The sequence below is a fragment of the Roseibium aggregatum genome (assembly GCF_017309185.1).
GTDB lineage: Bacteria > Pseudomonadota > Alphaproteobacteria > Rhizobiales > Stappiaceae > Roseibium > Roseibium aggregatum_B.
In genome coordinates this window covers 2,549,798-2,567,394 of sequence record NZ_JAEKJZ010000001.1, presented here as the reverse complement: position 1 = coordinate 2,567,394, position 17,597 = coordinate 2,549,798, and the positions used below count along the sequence as shown (strand labels likewise).

Here is a 17,597-nt window from a genome sequence, read left to right as displayed (position 1 = left end):
GGTTGAGCGTCGAGAATGCCTGATTAGTTCCGGGAATGATGAAACCGTCCCGACAGCCAAAGAGTTGCGTGCTGTCATGAAAGCGGGAGAAAATGCCTTCATGAAAACCCAGTCGAACGGTGAGACCGATCTGGAAAGACTGATCTCGAAGATGCGGCCGGTTCTGGACCCGCTGCGCTACGTGTTTTGCAGTTTTCCGGAAAAAACCATGAGCGAGCTGGCTGTCTACGACCCTGCCGGACTTATTGCCGAGAAAGAGGGGATGACCGCGATATTCACTGCGGAACAGGCAAACGAGATGGGACTTTCAGAGCAGGTAGTGTTCAGAAGGATAACCCTCACGGTGCATTCCTCTCTCGAAGCCGTCGGCCTGACAGCAGCCGTATCGAGGGTGCTTGCGGCAAAGGGGATCTCCGCGAATGTTGTCGCTGCCTTCTATCACGATCATGTTTTCGTTCCCGAAGCGCGCTCGAAGGACGCCATGGACGCGCTTCGGGAGTTATCCGCAGGTGGATAGAGGATTGTGTCGCAAGGCGTCCCGGTCCACGCGTTTCGCTATCATATGTTACAATTTCCGGGGAAATGTTCTTGCATTTTGCGGGCTGGCTTCCCATTCCTAAGCATGAGCAATCAGGGGTAAGCGTATGCAACGGGTGAAGCGGCGTCTGGCGGCGATCATGTGCGCCGATGTCGAGCAGTATTCCAAGTTGATGGAACGCGATGAGGATGGGACACTCGACCGGTTGAAGGCTTACCGGGAGGTCATGTCGTCGCTCACCGACCGTCACAGCGGTCGGATCGTCAACACCTGGGGCGATGCGGTCATCGTCGAGTTCACCTCGGTCATAGAAGCCGTTCAATGCGCGGTAGAGATCCAGAACGAGCTGACTCACCGCAACAGCGATCTGCCTGACAACAACCGGATGGAATTCCGCATTGGAATCAACCTCGGCGATATCATGGTCGAGGGCGATGACATCTACGGCGATGGCGTCAACGTCGCCGCCCGGCTGCAGGAGCTTGCGCCGCGCGGCGGAATCATGTTGTCGCAATCGGTTTACGATCAGGTCCGGACCAAGCTGGCCCTCGGGTTCGAGAATCTCGGACCTCGAAAGGTCAAGAATGTCAGCGAGCCGGTCGAAACCTATTCGGTCAGGCTCGGAGGCCGCAATGCTCCCGAGACAAGTCTCGGACGCGAGGAGCCGGACGCGGCCGCAGAGGGCCACGCGGCTTCACGCGGCCCGCACGACTGGGAAAAGGACACGCGGGCAGTGGGAGATGGCCTGGAACAGGCACGCCGCTGGCTGAGAGGCCAACCGAGGCGCGTTCAGGGGTGCGTCTTCATGATCGGCTTCTTTCTGGTTCTTAATCTGCTGACCACCGGTTTCCACGAATTCTGGTTCGTGTGGCCTTCGCTGCCGTTCGCCGCCATGCTGGCCTGGCACTTTCTCGTGGGTCAGAAGGACAAGAAGCTGAATGGTTAGACCGGGCAGGCCGACCGCTGAGGACTGTCAGGAGGCTTGTTGCCAATCTGATAACTCTTTTCAGGCTATTCAGGTTCACACGATTTGCGAGCGCCCGTCACATGGCTTACACATACCGTAAAAGCCGGACCGGCGTATCCGGCCGTCAAACGTCAAATTGCCGGGCCGACCGGCTCAACAGCCAAGGGAGCTAAATCCTGCGCATGAAAAACTACTCGACCACGGTGCCAGCACACCTCGACGATGACGACGAGGAAAAGACCAAGAGCCAGCAGTCGATTCAGGTCGACAAGCATTTGTTCGACGCGCGCACGGTTCTGATCACCGGTCCGGTCACTCAGGAAATGGCGCGCGATGTCTGCGCCCGCCTTCTTGCTTTGGCACAGGTGTCCAACGATCCGATCACGGTCATCGTTTCTTCTCCGGGCGGTCATGTGGAATCCGGTGATATGATCCACGACACCATCAAGTTCGTGGCGCCGGAAGTACGCATTCTCGGCATGGGATGGGTCGCTAGCGCCGGAGCGCTGATCTACGTCTCCGTTCCCAAGGACAAGCGCTTCTGCACGCCGAACACGCGTTTTCTCCTGCACCAACCGTCCGGCGGGGCCGGCGGCATGGCCACCGATATCGAGATCCAGGCTAAGGAGATCATCAAGATGCGCGATCGTCTGAACAAGATTTTCGCGGATGCGACCGGTCAGCCGATCGAGCGTATCGAGAAAGACACCGACCGCGACTATTGGATGGGCCCGGAAGAGGGCATCGAGTACGGCCTCGTCGGCAAGGTTGTCGTCACGGTCGACGAACTGGGCTGAACAAAGCCTTCGCAACAAGCGAAAACGCCGGGAACATCCCGGCGTTTTTCGTTCTGGGTCTCTCCTTTGAATTCGAGCGTTGCCGGGTTGCCCGCATCGGACAACGGGTCCGCTTCAAGCACTCAACATGTCCGTCTCGAGGGAATAAACCAGGACCGGCGCGACCGGTTTCGGGCACAGGACCTGAGGCCTCAGCCTGTCCATCAGGTTTCGCAGATCCTCTTCCGCCGCGGCGATGGCGGTACCGTCGAAGAACACGGCGACGAGGTGATCGACGAAACGATCATAGACGTCCGCGCAGGTGCAAATCGGCGACAACAGAGCATTCACCGGTTTGCCGTCGTAGAATGGAGCGCCTCCGAACAGAAACACCAGGAACTCCGTCAGATCGTCGGAACGTTCGAACTCCTGGCGGAACTTCGTTAGGTCGAAACAGGGGTCCTGCTCGAGACGGACTTGAAGGAGCGGCATGGCCTGCATGATTGCCTTGCGCCCACCGAGTTTATTGTAGAGTGTCATCTGGCTAACCTCACTTAAGCCTTCGAAACTGCTCCAGTAAATTGCCGCATCCAGTCGGCGAACCCAGTGACTCAGATCACTAATCTGACCTTTGAGAAAAACGACAAGGCTTCCTGTTGCGCGGCAGGGGCAAAGTTTCGGATCTCGTGACGGCAAGTTGGCTCGTTGGCGCGGCGGAGAATGTCGGTAAACTGTGACAGGCAGTTTACAGATTTGTAACAGGCGTGATTCTGACCGGCAGTAAGTGGAAGTGTTTTGCGGATTTTGCGTAAGTAATTAATATTATTTGGAAAAGCCTTTTCTGATTTCGTTGGAAAGACGTCAGATTCGAGGCTTGAAGCGGTTTGTGGAGCTCTTTGGTCGCGCGCCGCGATGGTCCGGCGCATGCCGGGGGAAGGGGCTTTCCACTGGTGCCGATCCTGCTGTAGATGTCCTTGCCCGCAACGGTCTGGAGGTCCGGCCCATGTTTTTTTACCTCGCCAAAATTGGATATTTCCTGATCCAGCCTTCGAATTTTCTGATTGCCATGGTCGTTTTCGGATTGCTGATGAGGGCTGTCACGAGACGGAAGAGGCTGGGGCTCGGACTTGCCTGGACCGGCTGCCTCGGGCTACTGATCTGCGGGTTCTCTCCGGCAGCCAATTGGCTGATCCTGCCTCTTGAAGACCGCTTTGCGCGACCGGTGGAAATGCGCGCTGTCGACGGCATTATCGTCCTCGGAGGCGCCGTTGACACGATCGTAACCGGCACCCGGGGCGATACCGCGCTCACCACGTCGGCGGAGCGCATCACCATCACGGCCAGACTGGCGAAGCGATTTCCGCAGGCCAAGGTCATTCACAGCGGCGGGCACGGCATCATCGTTCCCGCGCAGGCGACGGAGGCGGAAGGCGCCGCCCGGCTCTTTGAGGACTTCGGGATCTCCGCCGAAAGGGTGATCTTGGAAGACGCCTCAAGAAACACCTGGGAAAATGCTGTGCTGACGAAAGACCTTGTCGATCCCAAACCGGGACAAACATGGCTGCTGGTGACTTCGGCGTACCACATGCCCCGATCCATGGGTGTCTTCGAAAAAGCGGGCTGGACAGGTTTGACGGCCTATCCGGTGGACTACCGCACTCGCGGGCCGGAAGACAGGTCGCTTGGGTTCGGCGGGGCATCGAAAGGGCTGAGGCGCTTCGATGTGGCCTTCAGGGAATGGGTTGGTCTCCTGGTCTACTGGCTTACGGGTCGTTGCTCGTCACTGTTTCCCGCCCCCTGAGGTTTGGAAATTTGTTCCAGGCAACGTCGCGTTTTCAGTAAGAAACCCCTTTCTCAATTGGTCGCCAGGCACCATATAACGCCTGAATCATGATTTGAGAGGGCGCTCGAAAATGGTCCTTGAGGCACCGATCGTTTCGGCCGACGTCGTACAGTGGCTTTATAGCGAAGCACCGCAATTGAAGGGCACGCTTGAGATTATCAGCGAAACCGCTGAGCGCTTGCGTGCTGGAAATGTTCCTGTCGATCGGGCGACTACCGGGATCTGGGTGGTTCATCCGAACGTCCGGGCGGAAGCCTCCATCTGGAGAAGCGAAGGCACGCGTGAACTCCGCCTCTATACGGAGGACGACGGTTCGGACAAGGATTATCAGACCAGTCCGATCAGAAGGGTACACGAAACCCTGAAACCGGTTCGCGTTGAAATCGGCAAACATTCTCGGAAGGCGGCAGAGTTTCCGGTTACAGCCACGCTTCGGGAAGAAGGATATACAGACTATATCGCGCTTCCGATGCCGTTTTCCGACGGCTCGGTCAAGGTCGTGAGTTTCGCGACCAAAACCCCGGACGGTTTTACGGACAAGCATCTGAGTGTGTTCGACTCCATCGTGCGGCCGCTTGCGCTTGTCTGTGAGTTGAAAACGCTGCGGCGCACGGCAGAAACGGTGCTCGATACCTATGTCGGACCGCGCGCCGGTCTGAGGGTGCTCGACGGAACGACCAGACGAGGTGAGGGCGAGTGGATCAAGGCTATCGTCAGCTTTGCAGATATCAGGGGATTCACGGTTCTTTCCAATACTTTGCCTGCCGACAAAATCGTTTTGTTCCTGAACAAGTATTTCGGGGTTATGACGGCGGCCGTTGAAGCGCACGGTGGCGAGGTGTTGAAATTTATCGGCGACGAGGTCATGGCGATCTTTCCCTATGACACCGAGAGCGAGGCGGTCGAAGCAGCGCACCGGGCGCTCGCGGCCGCGCGTGACACGATGCTGCGGATCGCGGAAATCAACACCAAAAAGACCTGTATGGTCACTCCCGACATGAGTGTCGGTATCGCGCTGCATGCAGGGGATGTGTTCTACGGTAACGTAGGCAGCGAGACGCGGCTGGACTTCACTGTCGTCGGCCCCGTTGTCAATCTGGCCGCACGCATTGCGGAATTGGCAAAGGACATGGAGCGTCCGATCCTTGTTTCCGACGCGGTGGCCGACATCATGGGGTGCCGGTCGGGATTGTTCGGCAGCTATAGGGTCAAGGGATTTGAAGACCCGGTCTCTGTCTATTCTCCGGACCTGTCCAGCGATACCGTATCCGGATACTGCCCGGACAATACCGCCGCGCGGGCCTTGGAGGCGAACTGACGGCGGGCAAGGACCAGAAAGACCGCTAGCGTGGTTGCCGCGAAAACGTAAGGGCCGGCGAACCAGCCGAGAAAACCGATCGAAAAGAAAAACGCACGCTGGCCGCGATTAAAATGGCGGCCGGCGAGAATGTTCAGTTCTGCCGCCTGGAGAGCGATGTTGCGTATCTCCGTGTCACTCGCACGACCCCGGTCCGGCACCGCCCCCATGATGATGCTGGCATAGTTGAACAGCCTGTAAGCCCATCCGAACTTGAAAAAGGCGTAGGCGAAGATCAGCATCAGGCCCAGCACCTTGATTTCCCACAGGGCCCGGCTCTCGCCCACCGGAATCGAGAGGTCTCCGGCAACCTGGAGGATCGTGTCGGTTGCATCGAGCAGTGCGAAACCGCCACCGATGGCAATGAGGGAGGTGGATGCAAAAAAGGCGGTGCCTTGCTGCAGACCGGACATGATGGAGGTATCCATGATGCGTACCTCGCGCAAACACATGGAAATCATCCAGCCTCGGCGGAAGCCCTCCATGGCACTTGACAGGGTTTTCTTGCGCAATGGGCTGACATCAATCAGGAAATTGAAACCGAACCAGGCAAGAAGGAACCACGCTGCCGCTGCCTGGTCGAGTTGCGATAAGGCGTGCATCGTGACCCTTTCCGTTCAATCGTCGATGATTACTGGCCGAATCGTGACCCGAACCCAACGATAATACACAGGCCCGGCCGATTTTGGCTTAATTGCTCGACTTTGCGTACCTGTCCAACAGGCGTGTCGCCAAGGTAGGTGAATCCCATCGGGCAGGGAGTTTGGAGAGGGTGGGAAGGCCTGCGGGAGCGAGTTTCCAAACGGTCAGTCTTGAGGTGGCGAAGCGCTAAATATCTCGTCGATCAGGGCATTTTTCCGCCCTGCGAAAAAGTGAGGTCAGATGCTCTAATTTTGCACTTGCGAAATGGTAAGGGATCGTTTACCTCGTTGCCCCAATGGCGCCATAATTGGGTTCTCAGGGGGATGGCGCCGACAATCGAAATGTAGGGCTTTCATGGACGAAAACGTGCAGAAATCTTGCTGGAGCGTCACCTTGTGGACCGTTGCAGCAGCAGGCATTGCGTTGACGATGATCCTTTTGTTCAACGATGTGGAATCTGCCCAGCAAGCCGTCGCCGTTGCCCAGTAAGGCAAACGGGACGTTTTCAGAACGAAGGCGCAGCCACTGGCTGCGCCTTTTGTTTTTCAGTCGTTGTCCGCGTTTGCAGCCATTTCGTGAGACGGGTGCGAAAACTCCGGCCGGTTCGCGGGACCAAACGTTTGGCGGAACTCCATCTGACGGACGACGGTTTTTTCTCCTGGGTGGCTGATAACAAACCCTGTGAGTGCATCGATACCAAGCGGCAGAAGGACAATTTCCACGGTCCCGTTCCCAGGCCAGTCGACACGAGCCCCCCAGACCGGGATCTCGGCGCGGTCGCTTTCGCCCAACAGCGCCTGAATGTCTACGTCGTGCAAAAGGGCGGTTGCCTCGGCGTCCCAGCTCAGGGCGTCCAGCCCGTTGGCGACCGGAAACAGACCGATTTGCGTATTGTTGATTTCCAGAAGCAGTGTGCCGTCGTTCTCGCGGCCGATCGTGGCGACTCCGGCGTTCTGATCCAGTTCAAGTGGTTGGCGGATACCGTTTTCTTCCACGAAGCCTGCCGAGTTGACCACCTGAAACGTGCCGAGTGGAAAGTTGCTTTCCGCCCTCAAAGGGGTTGTCAGGCAAAAAATCGCGATCAGCCCTGCGATCGCCTGAGCGCGCGCGAATAGATTCAGGTTTGTTGCCAATGTCTGTTCCCTGCCGGCCACAAAGCTAAGGTCGGGAAACGCTAGCAGGGAAACCTTTAAAAAGCCTTGTTGAGCATATCATAGGCGATTGAAAAGACTAAGTAAATTTTCCATGTGTCTATTTTGACAGGGCGACGATCAGGTCCTCGACGGTTGAGTGCTCCGGTTGCCAGCCGGTAGCGCGCCGGGCATGGTCGATGTCCACGGTTTGCGAAAGTGCGTAGCCAGCGGTCCAGTCGCTTGCCGGATCGATATCTTTCGGGCTTGCCTGCGTTTCAATCTCGAGCGGCAGACCATGGCGTGCCGAGATATGTGAGGCCAGGTGCGCTACGGAAATGCCAGCAACGCCGGCGGCGATGAGCGAGAGGCGAAACCGGGCCTGTTTGAGCGCTGCAAGGTAGAGATCCGCAAGGTCCCGCGCTTCAACCAGAGGCCAGACTGTTTCGGGACGCGCCCGGGTCTGAAATGCGCTGCCCGCCTTGAGCGCACGGGTCATCTCTGCGATCGGACCCGACGTCCGGCTGCAGACCAGAGCCGGGTGTATCACGGCAAGGGCAAGGTCGGTTCCGTTGGACAGGAAGCGGATCGTTTCGCTCATGAAGCGAAATGCCGGTAGTGGAGAAAACGGCGTCTTTTCGGTAATGATCTTGCCTGTGCCGCATGGCGGATACAGCCAGATGCCACCGGTATAGATAACCTGCAAGGGTTGTTTTCGGTGTCTGGCGGCCTGTTTCAGGCAGAGCATGGCATGGCGATCGATCCGGCCCATGTCGCTTGCAAAGGTGGCGCCCGCGTGGATAACCGCGTCACAGGAGGCGGCCCGGCTCACCCAGCCTTCCGGAGCGCGCAGGTCGCCGGGATAGGCGCTTGCGCCCGCAGAGCGCAGTTCCTCGGATGCGGCATCGGACCTGGCCAAGCCGATAACATGAGCGCCTTCCTGGAGCAGTTTGGCGACGACCGGGGCGCCAATGGTCCCCGTGCCGCCAGACACGAAAATATCCATGACCAAAGAGAACCTGTTTCGGCGCCACCGTGCAAGGACCCACGTTCCAACCCTGTGCAAAATCCGGCGCCGGATTATCCCCCAGCTTGACGCGGACGGCGGGGCTGCTAGGTCAGGGGCATGACCTTGCATCTTGTAAAACTGTGTGTCGGTGCGGACAGTGTGGAGTCGTTGCAGGCCTGGATCGACTTTCGCGTCGATCAGGCGCGGGCAGCCGGGCTGCCGGCGGAAACGACCCATACGACCCGGATGGTACCGACGCGGCGCGACGAGCTTCTCGACGGCGGGTCGCTCTACTGGGTGATCAAGGGAAAAATTCAAGCCCGGCAGCATCTGGTCGATATCAGGCCGTTTACGGACGAAGCCGGCATCAAGCGCTGCGACCTCGTGCTCGAGCCGAGAGTCGTTCTGACCCAGTTTCAGCCGAAGCGTCCCTTTCAGGGGTGGCGTTATCTCAAGGCGTCGGATGCTCCGAAGGATCTACGGCTTGCCGGCGACAGTTCGGCGCTCTCGGAGGCCATGCGTCAGGAACTGACCGAACTCTGCCTCCTTTAGGAGCTTCCGTGCCCGTTGCTCCTGTCGCCGGGCAGAAGTCCTTCCGCTTTGTCGGCAGCAAGAGCCCGCTCCAGGTATTGGAGCAGCGATCCAAGGTCAGGCCATGTCAGGCCGATTTCCGGGTTTTCCCTTTTTCTCGTCATACTCAGATGAGCGTAGCCGTGCACAAAGGACCAGACGAGGATTTCCAGATGCGCGGGCTCCGACCCTTCCGGCACCAGCGGTGCGCAGACCTCGCGCAGGATGGCATAGGCCTCCCGGGCCGCAGCATCGTACTCCTCGTCCGACTCGTTGAATTTCTGGCCTGAGAAAATGAACAGAAACAGTTCGGGGTGCGCGGACGCATAGTCCAGGTAGCCTTGGCAGATGGCTTCCAGGCGGCTGAAGGGCGCTTCGTCCGCCGCGGCCAAACGTTGTTTCATCGCTTCGCAAAACAACCGGTAGCCACGGGCGGCGATCGCCGTGGACAGTCCCATGAGATTCTTGAAATGGTAGCCGGGTGCCGCATGGGAAACACCCGCATTCGCGGCACACTCGCGCAAGGAGAGGCCATCGGGACCACGGTCGCGCAGAAGCGACACCCCCGCATCGATCAGGTCATTCCTGAGAGACCCGTCTCTCTTTCGTTTCAAAGAAGCGGCTGTTGGCATGGAACCTTGATGAAGGATCTACTTGACAGTGTCAAGTCAATCGATATCTTGACACTGTCAAGTTTGCAGCGAAGGATCAAGAGCCATGCATCCATCAATCCTCTCGGCGCGGCGTACGGCTTTCTGGGGTGCGACCGTAAGCGCGCTTGCGGTCGCGCTGATCTCCTACCGGTTTCTTCCACTCGGCGTGGAGGTGGCAATGGATTTTCTGGCGCACAATCTCGATGGGAACGCGATACCGCTCTACGCCCACATCGGGGTCGCGCCGATTGCGCTTGCCCTGATGCCTTTCCAGTTCATGGGGCGGCTGCGCGCAGGCAGGCCGGCACTGCATCGATGGATGGGACGAGCCTACGCGGCCGCTATCCTTGTGTCGGGACTTGCCGGGTTTCAGCTTGCCTTCCATTCGACCGCCGGAAGTGTCGCAAGCGCAGGCTTTGCATGCCTTGCCGTCCTTTGGCTCGCCACGACCGCCCAGGGCGTCATATATGCGGTCCGGCGCCGTTTTGCTCTGCACCGTATCTGGATGCTTCGGTCTGCATCGCTCACTTTCGCTGCTGTCACGCTCAGGATCTATCTCGGGACGGCACTGGCGCTCGATTGGGATTTTTCCATCGCCTACACCGTGATCGCCTGGCTATGCTGGGTGCCGAATGCGCTGGCGATCGAGATTTACCTGAGGGTTTCTGGCGCGCTTGACTGCATTTCGAGACCTGTGGCGGCTGAATGAGCTCTCCTCTGTGGCACATGGAGACGCGCGGTGCTTGCCAAAACGGCTCTTCGGTCCCAATTTCAGGTTTTGGAAGCAGGGACCGGGACCGGAGGAAATGACCAAAACGGGCGAAAGCGGAAAAGAGGCGATTGCCACCCGGACGGAAACAGGTTCGCTCCGATCCGCCGATACGGAAATCTCGGCTTTTCTCGACAAGGCCAAGGGTCTCCAGCCGGCGGGGGACTGTGGCGGTCGTCTGATCTTCGCGCTGGATGCAACCATGAGCCGGCAACCGACCTGGGATCAAGCCTGTCATATCCAGGCAGAAATGTTCCAGGAGGCCGGCAAGATCGGTGGCTTGAATATCAAGCTTGTCTATTTCCGTGGATTTGGCGAATGCAGGGCCTCGCGCTGGTTCGAGCGGGGGGAAGAGCTTGCACACGCCATGAGCAGGATTTACTGCCAGGGGGGGCGTACGCAAATTCGCAAAGTTCTTTCCGCCGCTCTTTCCGCTGCCGAAAAGGAAAACATTGCGGCCCTGGTCTACGTCGGCGACTGCATGGAGGAGGATGTCGATCTTCTGTGTGACAGGGCAGGTCAGTTGGGAATGCTCGGTGTGCCGATGTTTCTGTTTCAAGAGGGACGCGATGGCGTCGCCGAGAGGGCCTTCCGGGAGATGGCCAGGCTGACCGGTGGCGCTTATTGTCCCTTCGATGCGGGCTCCGCCAAGCAGTTGGCGGACCTGCTGAAGGCCGTGGCCATTTTTGCCAGCGGTGGACGGGCCGCGCTTGAGAAACTCGGAAAGCAGGGAGGGCAGGGCGCCCGGAGGCTGCTGGAACAACTTAAACGCTGACGAAATTGCCGTCGGCTAAGAAAGACGCAATGCTTTATCTGGTTATCGGAACGGTTCTTCTCGTTGCTCTGCTGGTTGTAGGACAGAGTTTTGTGCAGGCGAACACCGCTGCCCTGGCCAAAAGCCTCAAAATCTATGGCGGCATATTTCTTGTTCTGCTGGCCGCGATTTTCGCTTTTACCGGCAGGATTGGTTTTGCGGTTCCGCTCTTCGGCCTGGGTCTGTCGGTGCTTGGTCTCGCCGGGCTGGGCGGCGGTTACAAACCGAACAAGGCGTCTGGGCAAAGGTCGCGGGTGCGCACGGCGATGATTGAAATGGAGCTGGATCACGACACCGGAACCATGACCGGCACGATCCTGGCCGGCGGCTTTCACGGCCGCGGCCTTGACGATCTGAATGAGCAGGACCTGCATGCCTTCTGGCAGGAAACGGCGCAGGACGAGCAGAGCCGCAAGTTAGTCGAAGCTTATCTCGACCGCCGGCTTGCCGGATGGCGTGAACACTTCCAGTCGGATGGAACAGAGCGGCAGGGAAGCGCGGCGGGCGCGGGCCCCATGACAGATGAGGAGGCCTACCAGATCCTGGGGCTTTCTCCCGATGCCGGGGACGCGGAAATTCGAGCCGCGCACCGACGGCTTATGATGCGAGTCCATCCCGACCAGGGTGGATCCAGTTTCCTCGCGGCGAAAATCAACGAGGCTAAAGACACGCTTCTCAGAGGACATTGACGGCATCCGTTACGCGGTTACTGATAGATGGCGAAGCAAGCATATTTGGCCTTCTTCAGGGAAGAACAGGCTTTCCATGCTGCGGATTTCGTGTCGAAGCCGACAAAGCGGGCTCTGTAGAGCGTCTGGCCGCCGGATTCCACGGGTTCTGTGTAAGGTTTGCGGCCCCTAAGCGCTGAGCCGGCTCTGGCCTTGGCGTTTTTCAGCATTTCGATGGCCTGGTTTTCCGTTTCCGTCGCTGCGATCTGCACCTGCCAGCCCGGATCTGCCTCCTGGGTATCGCTGGTGGCGACCGTTACCGTGTCGTCCTTGTCCTCGATTTCCGTGGCGGCCTGTTCGGCGCTGACGGAGACAGGAGCAGTGCTGGCGACCTTGGTCGCGCCGGCCACGTTGTCCGCCTTGACGACTGTCACCGGAACGGGGTCGATTCTGATTGTTTCGACTTTTACGGTTCGGGCGGGTTGCACCGATGCGGGCTGGCCTTTTCCGGTTCCTGAAACTTCCTTCTTCGCGGCTTGCAGCAACTCGGCCCTGCTGATGGAGTTGGTGGTGAAGGAAGCGCCTGGACTTTGTGGCGGTATCGGTGGAAGCGACGTCGCGACGGCAAAGGCGGCGTCAAAGCGCTGCTTGACCATCTTCGGCGGAACCGGCACCGCGTCACCGAAACCGGGGACGGGCGGCGGCGCAGGAACGACGGATACCGGGGCGGGAGCGGTGAGGGCGAGCACCATCGGAGCTCCTGTCGACTTTCCGGTCTGCGGTTTTGCAGTGGGCAAAGGTACCGTATCCAGTTTGGCTGCCTGGAAGCTTGGTTGCGCACCCCGTTTTGCAATGGCCGGGGCGGTTCTTGCGCCACGGCTGGCCTTGGGCAGGTAGCCCTTGATCAGCTTTACCATCTGGGCATCGCGGGAGGAGCCTGTTCGCCCGCCCATGACGACGGCGACGATGTGCCGGCCGTTGCGTTTGACGGAGGAGACGAGGTTGAAACCCGACGCGCGCGTGTAACCGGTCTTGATCCCGTCAACGCCCTTGACCCGACCGAGAAGCTTGTTGTGGTTCGCATAGGTGCGTCCCTTGTACTTGTAGGCGCGGGTTTTGAAGTAACCGTAGTATTGCGGAAAGTGCTCCTGAATAGCCCTTCCAAGCGTCGCCATGTCCCGGGCCGTGGTCCGCTGACGGCTATCGGGCAGGCCGTGCGGGTTCCGGAATGTGGTTTTCGACATGCCAAGGCTGCGGGCCGTGCGTGTCATGCGCTCCGCGAACCTTGCCTCGGATCCGCTGATGTTTTCTGCGATAACGGTGGATGCGTCATTGGCGGATTTCGTCACCAGTCCGAGGATGGCGTCCTTGACCTTGATGGTTTGACCTGGCTTCAAACCAAGTTTGGTCGGCGGCCGGCCGGAGGCGTATTTCGACACGGTCAAGGCGCTGTTCAGTGACAGGCGGCCCGCCTCGAGTTCTTCAAAGACCACGTAAAGGGTCATGATCTTGGTCAGAGATGCCGGGTACCGGTAGGCGTCCGCTGAAGACGAGTAGAGGGTCTTGCCGGTCTTCGCGTCTATGACAATTCCGGCATACTTGGAGTTGGCGAGAGCCGTTGCCGGAATACTCAAGCTTACGAGGAGGAGGCCGAGACCCAATGCCCTGCCAGTTCCGAGCAGAGCCTTTATTTTGCGGAGAAGACGCATACCAAACACAGTTACTATCCCAATTCGGGTCACGTGATAAGTGTTCTGACTTTCGCGGACCGAATTCCTGAACCCCCGTTTTGAATCGGTGCCGCGTTCTTTCTGTACGGATTATTTGAGGGAATTACGGTTACGAATGTGTAAATAGTCCGGCCAAAAAACACTTTAAAATTTTCACTTCCGTTAGAGTTAATCGTTTGTTAATTCTGTTTTCTGCCGCTTTATTTTCTTTTCAAATGTAGTTTTTCGAATCTTAATTTGTTAAAAGTTTTGTTCTATGAGAAAAATTCATGCTTATATTGTTTTTTGTTCTGTTGTCCGGCGCGATTGTTTGAGGTTGTTTCTGTCTATACTCTGGCGCGCGAAAGCCTTTTTCACGTATGGTGTCGAACCTGTCCATGTCGGGTTGTTCGATATTTCTCGCTCAGGTTGTTTTTGCGGTGCAAAAAAACCTTGACTTCGATTGTGCAGTGCATTATCAGATTTCCCGTAGGTAACGCGATGCGCGCACCGGTCAGCCAGTCGGGTTCGTCCGTGGCTTCCGGTTCGCCGGAAAAGGGCAGGAAAATGATGAGCAACTTTGAAGAAATGCAGAAGTTGAGCAAAGACAACATGGATATGGCCATGGCGTCCTTCGGGACCATGAGCAAGGGTTTTCAGGCGATCGCTGCAGAAGTCGCCGATTACCAGAAAAAATCCTTCGAAGAAGGCACGGCAGCGGTCGAGAAGCTGGTTGCGTCCAAATCCCTGGACAAGGCATTCGAGGCTCAGGCTGACTACGTCAAGACCGCTTACGAAGGTTTTGTCGGTGAGATGACCAAATTGGGTGAAATGGTCACCGACATGTCCAAGGATGCCTACAAGCCTTACGAAGGCGTTTTGGGCAAAATGGCGAAGTAAATTCCGTTTTCGATTGCCGCATGACGGCATCAGGACATGAAACCCGGCTCATCGAGGCCGGGTTTTTTTGTTTTCGAAAGTTATGCCCAGAAACCTGGGGTTTTCAGGTTTCGACTCGTGACCTGTGCCATCCCGCGCCGTCTGCCCATCTTTATTTCGCTTTTAAGACACCTACATTCATTCGTAACGGTGGGCCCGTTTGCGAAAAATGCGGGTCCCCAGGGTACTTGATGAAATCGACCATTGCACGAATGCGGCTCGCGCGGCAGGATTACCAGACAAGTCTTTCATCCGGCGGGCCATGGGCGATGCCGGAGAGAGCCCCGGACCAGTTTCACTGAGTAGGGTGATCTGCAGTGCTGGGCAATCCACGGCGCGGGAGTTGAGCGCGTCCGGAACGATAGAGGCGTAAGAAACAGTAATGTCGGCAGGCTCTGACTATGACAATGACGGTGGCGACACCGGTACGGTTGTTGTTACCAGAACCAAAACAGTTACGAAGCGGCCAAACCTCTATCGCGTGCTGCTTCTAAACGATGACTACACTCCGATGGAGTTCGTCATCCATGTTGTGGAGAACTTCTTCCAGAAGAATAGGGAAGAAGCGACCCGTATAATGTTGCATGTCCATCATCACGGTGTCGGGGAATGTGGGATCTACTCCTACGAAGTCGCGGAGACCAAGGTGACCCAGGTGATGGACTTTGCCCGCAAGCATCAGCATCCTCTGCAATGCGTCATGGAAAAAAAGTGAGGACAAACGCACGTGCCTTCTTTCTCACGCAGTCTTGAAAAAGCTCTTCACCAGGCCCTCGCCTTCGCAAACGAGCGGCAACAGGAGTACGCGACTCTCGAGCATCTGCTTCTTGCATTGCTGGACGATCAGGATGCCGCGGCTGTCATGCGGGCCTGCAACGTGGACCTGGACACGATCCGGCGAAACCTTCTGGAATATATCGAGACGGAGCTCGACAATCTGGTCACCGACAGTGACGAGGATTCAAAGCCCACAGCCGGATTCCAGCGTGTCATTCAGCGCGCCGTCATTCACGTCCAGTCGTCCGGGCGGGAAGAGGTGACCGGTGCGAACGTCCTGGTAGCGATCTTTGCCGAGAGGGAAAGCCATGCGGCCTATTTCCTTCAGGATCAGGACATGACCCGCTACGATGCGGTCAACTACATTTCGCATGGCATCGCAAAGCGTCCCGGCATGTCGGAAGCCCGTCCCGTCGAAGGGGCGGAAGAGGAAGACGTGCTGCCCGGTGCGGAAGCCGAGAAGAAGTCCAGCCAGAAGACCGACGCGCTCGAAGCCTACTGCGTCAATCTCAACGACAAGGCGAAGGGCGGAAAGATCGATCCGCTGATCGGTCGCGACAGCGAAATTCAGCGCACGATCCAGATCCTGTGCCGCCGCTCGAAGAACAACCCGCTTTTCGTAGGCGATCCGGGTGTCGGCAAGACAGCCATCGCCGAAGGCCTGGCGCACCGGATCGTCAAGGGTGACGTTCCGGACGTGCTCAAGGAAGCGACCATCTTCTCCCTGGACATGGGGTCGTTGCTGGCCGGAACCCGCTATCGCGGCGATTTCGAAGAGCGCTTGAAGCAAGTGGTCAAGGAAATCGAGGATTACCCCGGCGCGGTGATGTTCATCGACGAGATCCACACCGTCATTGGCGCGGGCGCGACCTCGGGCGGCGCGATGGATGCCTCGAACCTGCTGAAACCCGCGCTGGCCTCCGGTGCGATCCGCTGCATCGGCTCGACGACTTACAAGGAATACCGGCAGTTCTTCGAAAAGGACCGCGCGCTGGTTCGCCGTTTCCAGAAGATCGATGTGAACGAACCGTCCATTCCGGACGCCATCGACATTCTGCGCGGCCTGAAACCCTATTTCGAGGACTTCCACAAGGTCCGCTATACCAACGACGCCATCAAGACAGCGGTGGAATTGTCGGCGAAATATATTTCCGACCGGAAACTGCCGGACAAGGCCATTGACGTTCTGGACGAGACGGGCGCTTCGCAGATGCTGGTTCCGGAGGCTCGGCGCCGGAAGACCATCGGCGTCAAGGAGATTGAGAATACCATCGCGACGATGGCGCGTATTCCGCCCAAATCCGTCTCCAAGGACGATGCGGAGGTGCTTGAAAACCTCGGGACCGACCTGAAACGGGTGGTCTACGGTCAGGACGACGCCATCAGCACGCTTGCATCGGCGATCAAGCTTGCCCGAGCCGGCCTGCGTGAGCCGGACAAGCCGATCGGAAGCTATCTGTTCTCCGGGCCCACAGGCGTCGGCAAGACCGAGGTGGCGCGTCAGCTGGCATCCTCTCTGGGTGTCGAACTCATCCGCTTCGACATGTCGGAGTACATGGAGCGGCACACGGTTTCGCGTCTGATCGGTGCGCCCCCGGGCTATGTCGGCTTCGATCAGGGCGGTCTGCTGACGGACGGTGTCGATCAGCATCCGCATTGCGTGCTGTTGCTCGATGAAATCGAAAAGGCCCATCCCGATCTTTTCAATATCCTCCTGCAGGTCATGGACCATGGCAAGCTGACCGATCACAATGGCAAGCAGGTCGATTTCCGAAACGTCATCCTGATCATGACGACGAACGCGGGCGCGGCGGACATGGCGAAAATGCCGGTCGGCTTCAACCGGGTGAAGCGCGAGGGCGACGACGCCGAGGCGATCAACAAGCTGTTCACGCCGGAATTCCGGAACAGGCTCGATGCGATCATTCCGTTCGGCAATCTGCCGATCGAGGTCGTCTACAAGGTGGTCGAGAAATTCGTCATGCAGCTGGAAGTCCAGCTCGCGGACCGGAATGTGACCTTCGAGCTGACCGACGATGCCGTCAAATGGCTGGCGACAAAGGGCTACGACAGCCAGATGGGCGCCCGTCCGCTTGGCCGGATCATCCAGGAACACATCAAGCGTCCGCTCGCCGATGAAGTTCTCTTCGGCAAGCTGAAGAAGGGCGGCATGGTCAAGGTTTCGGTTTCCGAGGACGGCAAGGGTCTGCTTCTTGAAAGCGTCGAGGAACGGGCAACGCCACCTAAGGCCAAGACGGTTGCAAAGCCCAAGCCGAAACGCAAACGCAAGCCGGCCTCAAGAGCCGCTGCGGCCAAGGACGCCAAGGCTTCCCCCGGGAAGGGGGGCACACCCAAGAAAAGCCTTGTCCCGAAGGTGCCGCTGGCGGACTGAACGTCCGCTGCTTGACCCCGCAAAAACAGGTCAAAGCCCCGGAG

Annotated in this window: 20 protein-coding genes; 13 read left to right on the top strand and 7 right to left on the bottom strand. The window is 58.1% G+C overall.

What is annotated here, in order from left to right:
* Positions 1–100 precede the first annotated feature (100 nt).
* The 3 genes from JF539_RS11170 (at position 101) to JF539_RS11160 (ending at position 2,302) form a co-directional block, all read left to right on the top strand.
* Entirely contained in the window at positions 101–517 is a 417-nt protein-coding gene (locus JF539_RS11170; protein ID WP_207140461.1) for an ACT domain-containing protein, read from the top strand.
* A 127-nt stretch (positions 518–644) separates the two neighbouring features.
* On the top strand, positions 645–1,484 hold the full coding sequence (locus JF539_RS11165) for an adenylate/guanylate cyclase domain-containing protein (RefSeq protein ID WP_207140460.1): 840 nt from the start codon (positions 645–647) through the stop codon (positions 1,482–1,484).
* Positions 1,485–1,687: 203 nt separating this feature from the next.
* Positions 1,688–2,302, top strand: a complete 615-nt coding sequence (locus tag JF539_RS11160; RefSeq protein ID WP_207140459.1) for an ATP-dependent Clp protease proteolytic subunit — start codon at positions 1,688–1,690, stop codon at positions 2,300–2,302.
* A gap of 114 nt (positions 2,303–2,416) precedes the next feature.
* Here the strand turns inward: JF539_RS11160 and JF539_RS11155 are convergent, their stop codons facing one another.
* Positions 2,417–2,821, bottom strand: a complete 405-nt coding sequence (locus tag JF539_RS11155; RefSeq protein WP_207140458.1) for a Clp protease ClpP — start codon at positions 2,819–2,821, stop codon at positions 2,417–2,419.
* A 463-nt stretch (positions 2,822–3,284) separates the two neighbouring features.
* On the opposite strand from JF539_RS11155, the gene JF539_RS11150 reads away from it, so the two are divergent.
* Together JF539_RS11150 and JF539_RS11145 are read left to right on the top strand one after the other, a co-directional pair.
* Positions 3,285–4,082, top strand: coding sequence for a YdcF family protein (locus JF539_RS11150; RefSeq protein ID WP_207140457.1), 798 nt, complete (start codon positions 3,285–3,287; stop codon positions 4,080–4,082).
* 112 nt (positions 4,083–4,194) lie between these two features.
* On the top strand, positions 4,195–5,442 hold the full coding sequence (locus JF539_RS11145) for an adenylate/guanylate cyclase domain-containing protein (RefSeq protein ID WP_207140456.1): 1,248 nt from the start codon (positions 4,195–4,197) through the stop codon (positions 5,440–5,442).
* Here the strand turns inward: JF539_RS11145 and JF539_RS11140 are convergent.
* Positions 5,361–6,083, bottom strand: a complete 723-nt coding sequence (locus JF539_RS11140) for a DUF599 domain-containing protein (protein ID WP_207140455.1) — start codon at positions 6,081–6,083, stop codon at positions 5,361–5,363. The two genes, JF539_RS11145 and JF539_RS11140, sit on opposite strands and share 82 nt — an antisense overlap.
* 394 nt (positions 6,084–6,477) lie before the next feature.
* On the opposite strand from JF539_RS11140, the gene JF539_RS27850 reads away from it, so the two are divergent.
* Entirely contained in the window at positions 6,478–6,612 is a 135-nt protein-coding gene (locus JF539_RS27850) for a hypothetical protein (protein WP_268957531.1), read from the top strand.
* Positions 6,613–6,668: 56 nt separating this feature from the next.
* Here the strand turns inward: JF539_RS27850 and JF539_RS11130 are convergent, their stop codons facing one another.
* Together JF539_RS11130 and JF539_RS11125 are read right to left on the bottom strand one after the other, a co-directional pair.
* The gene (locus JF539_RS11130) at positions 6,669–7,256 is read right to left on the bottom strand and encodes a hypothetical protein (protein WP_207140454.1); all 588 of its coding nucleotides are present in this window, start codon (positions 7,254–7,256) and stop codon (positions 6,669–6,671) included.
* A gap of 118 nt (positions 7,257–7,374) precedes the next feature.
* Complete coding sequence (locus JF539_RS11125) at positions 7,375–8,247, bottom strand: NAD-dependent epimerase/dehydratase family protein (RefSeq protein WP_209017095.1); 873 nt, start codon at positions 8,245–8,247, stop codon at positions 7,375–7,377.
* A gap of 132 nt (positions 8,248–8,379) precedes the next feature.
* Between JF539_RS11125 and JF539_RS11120 the strand changes: the two genes are divergently transcribed.
* Positions 8,380–8,814, top strand: a complete 435-nt coding sequence (locus tag JF539_RS11120) for a DUF1489 family protein (RefSeq protein ID WP_207140452.1) — start codon at positions 8,380–8,382, stop codon at positions 8,812–8,814.
* Here JF539_RS11120 and JF539_RS11115 read toward each other — a convergent pair.
* Complete coding sequence (locus JF539_RS11115; protein WP_207140451.1) at positions 8,811–9,446, bottom strand: TetR/AcrR family transcriptional regulator; 636 nt, start codon at positions 9,444–9,446, stop codon at positions 8,811–8,813. The genes JF539_RS11120 and JF539_RS11115 overlap by 4 nt on opposite strands.
* A gap of 103 nt (positions 9,447–9,549) precedes the next feature.
* On the opposite strand from JF539_RS11115, the gene JF539_RS11110 reads away from it, so the two are divergent.
* The 3 genes from JF539_RS11110 (at position 9,550) to JF539_RS11100 (ending at position 11,757) form a co-directional block, all read left to right on the top strand.
* Positions 9,550–10,194 carry a DUF2306 domain-containing protein gene (locus tag JF539_RS11110; protein ID WP_209017094.1) on the top strand — a complete coding sequence of 215 codons (645 nt, stop codon included), beginning with the start codon at positions 9,550–9,552 and terminating at the stop codon, positions 10,192–10,194.
* 97 nt (positions 10,195–10,291) lie between these two features.
* A complete protein-coding gene (locus tag JF539_RS11105; protein WP_207140450.1) occupies positions 10,292–11,029 on the top strand; it encodes a VWA domain-containing protein in 738 nt (245 codons plus the stop codon).
* 29 nt (positions 11,030–11,058) lie between these two features.
* The gene (locus JF539_RS11100) at positions 11,059–11,757 is read left to right on the top strand and encodes a DnaJ domain-containing protein (protein ID WP_207140449.1); all 699 of its coding nucleotides are present in this window, start codon (positions 11,059–11,061) and stop codon (positions 11,755–11,757) included.
* A 17-nt stretch (positions 11,758–11,774) separates the two neighbouring features.
* Here the strand turns inward: JF539_RS11100 and JF539_RS11095 are convergent, their stop codons facing one another.
* Together JF539_RS11095 and JF539_RS11090 are read right to left on the bottom strand one after the other, a co-directional pair.
* Positions 11,775–13,397 (bottom strand): serine hydrolase, encoded by a 1,623-nt coding sequence (locus JF539_RS11095; RefSeq protein ID WP_419247669.1) that lies wholly within the window; start codon positions 13,395–13,397, stop codon positions 11,775–11,777.
* Positions 13,398–13,819: 422 nt separating this feature from the next.
* Positions 13,820–14,071: a hypothetical protein gene (locus tag JF539_RS11090; protein ID WP_207140951.1), complete on the bottom strand. Its 252-nt coding sequence runs from the start codon at positions 14,069–14,071 to the stop codon at positions 13,820–13,822.
* On the opposite strand from JF539_RS11090, the gene JF539_RS11085 reads away from it, so the two are divergent.
* From JF539_RS11085 to clpA, 3 genes are all read left to right on the top strand, one after another.
* A complete protein-coding gene (locus JF539_RS11085; RefSeq protein ID WP_207140448.1) occupies positions 14,013–14,345 on the top strand; it encodes a phasin family protein in 333 nt (110 codons plus the stop codon). The two genes, JF539_RS11090 and JF539_RS11085, sit on opposite strands and share 59 nt — an antisense overlap.
* A gap of 421 nt (positions 14,346–14,766) precedes the next feature.
* Positions 14,767–15,099 (top strand): ATP-dependent Clp protease adapter ClpS, encoded by a 333-nt coding sequence (gene clpS / locus JF539_RS11080; RefSeq protein ID WP_207140447.1) that lies wholly within the window; start codon positions 14,767–14,769, stop codon positions 15,097–15,099.
* A gap of 12 nt (positions 15,100–15,111) precedes the next feature.
* Entirely contained in the window at positions 15,112–17,553 is a 2,442-nt protein-coding gene (gene clpA, locus JF539_RS11075) for an ATP-dependent Clp protease ATP-binding subunit ClpA (protein WP_207140446.1), read from the top strand.
* The last annotated feature ends 44 nt before the right edge of the window (positions 17,554–17,597 follow it).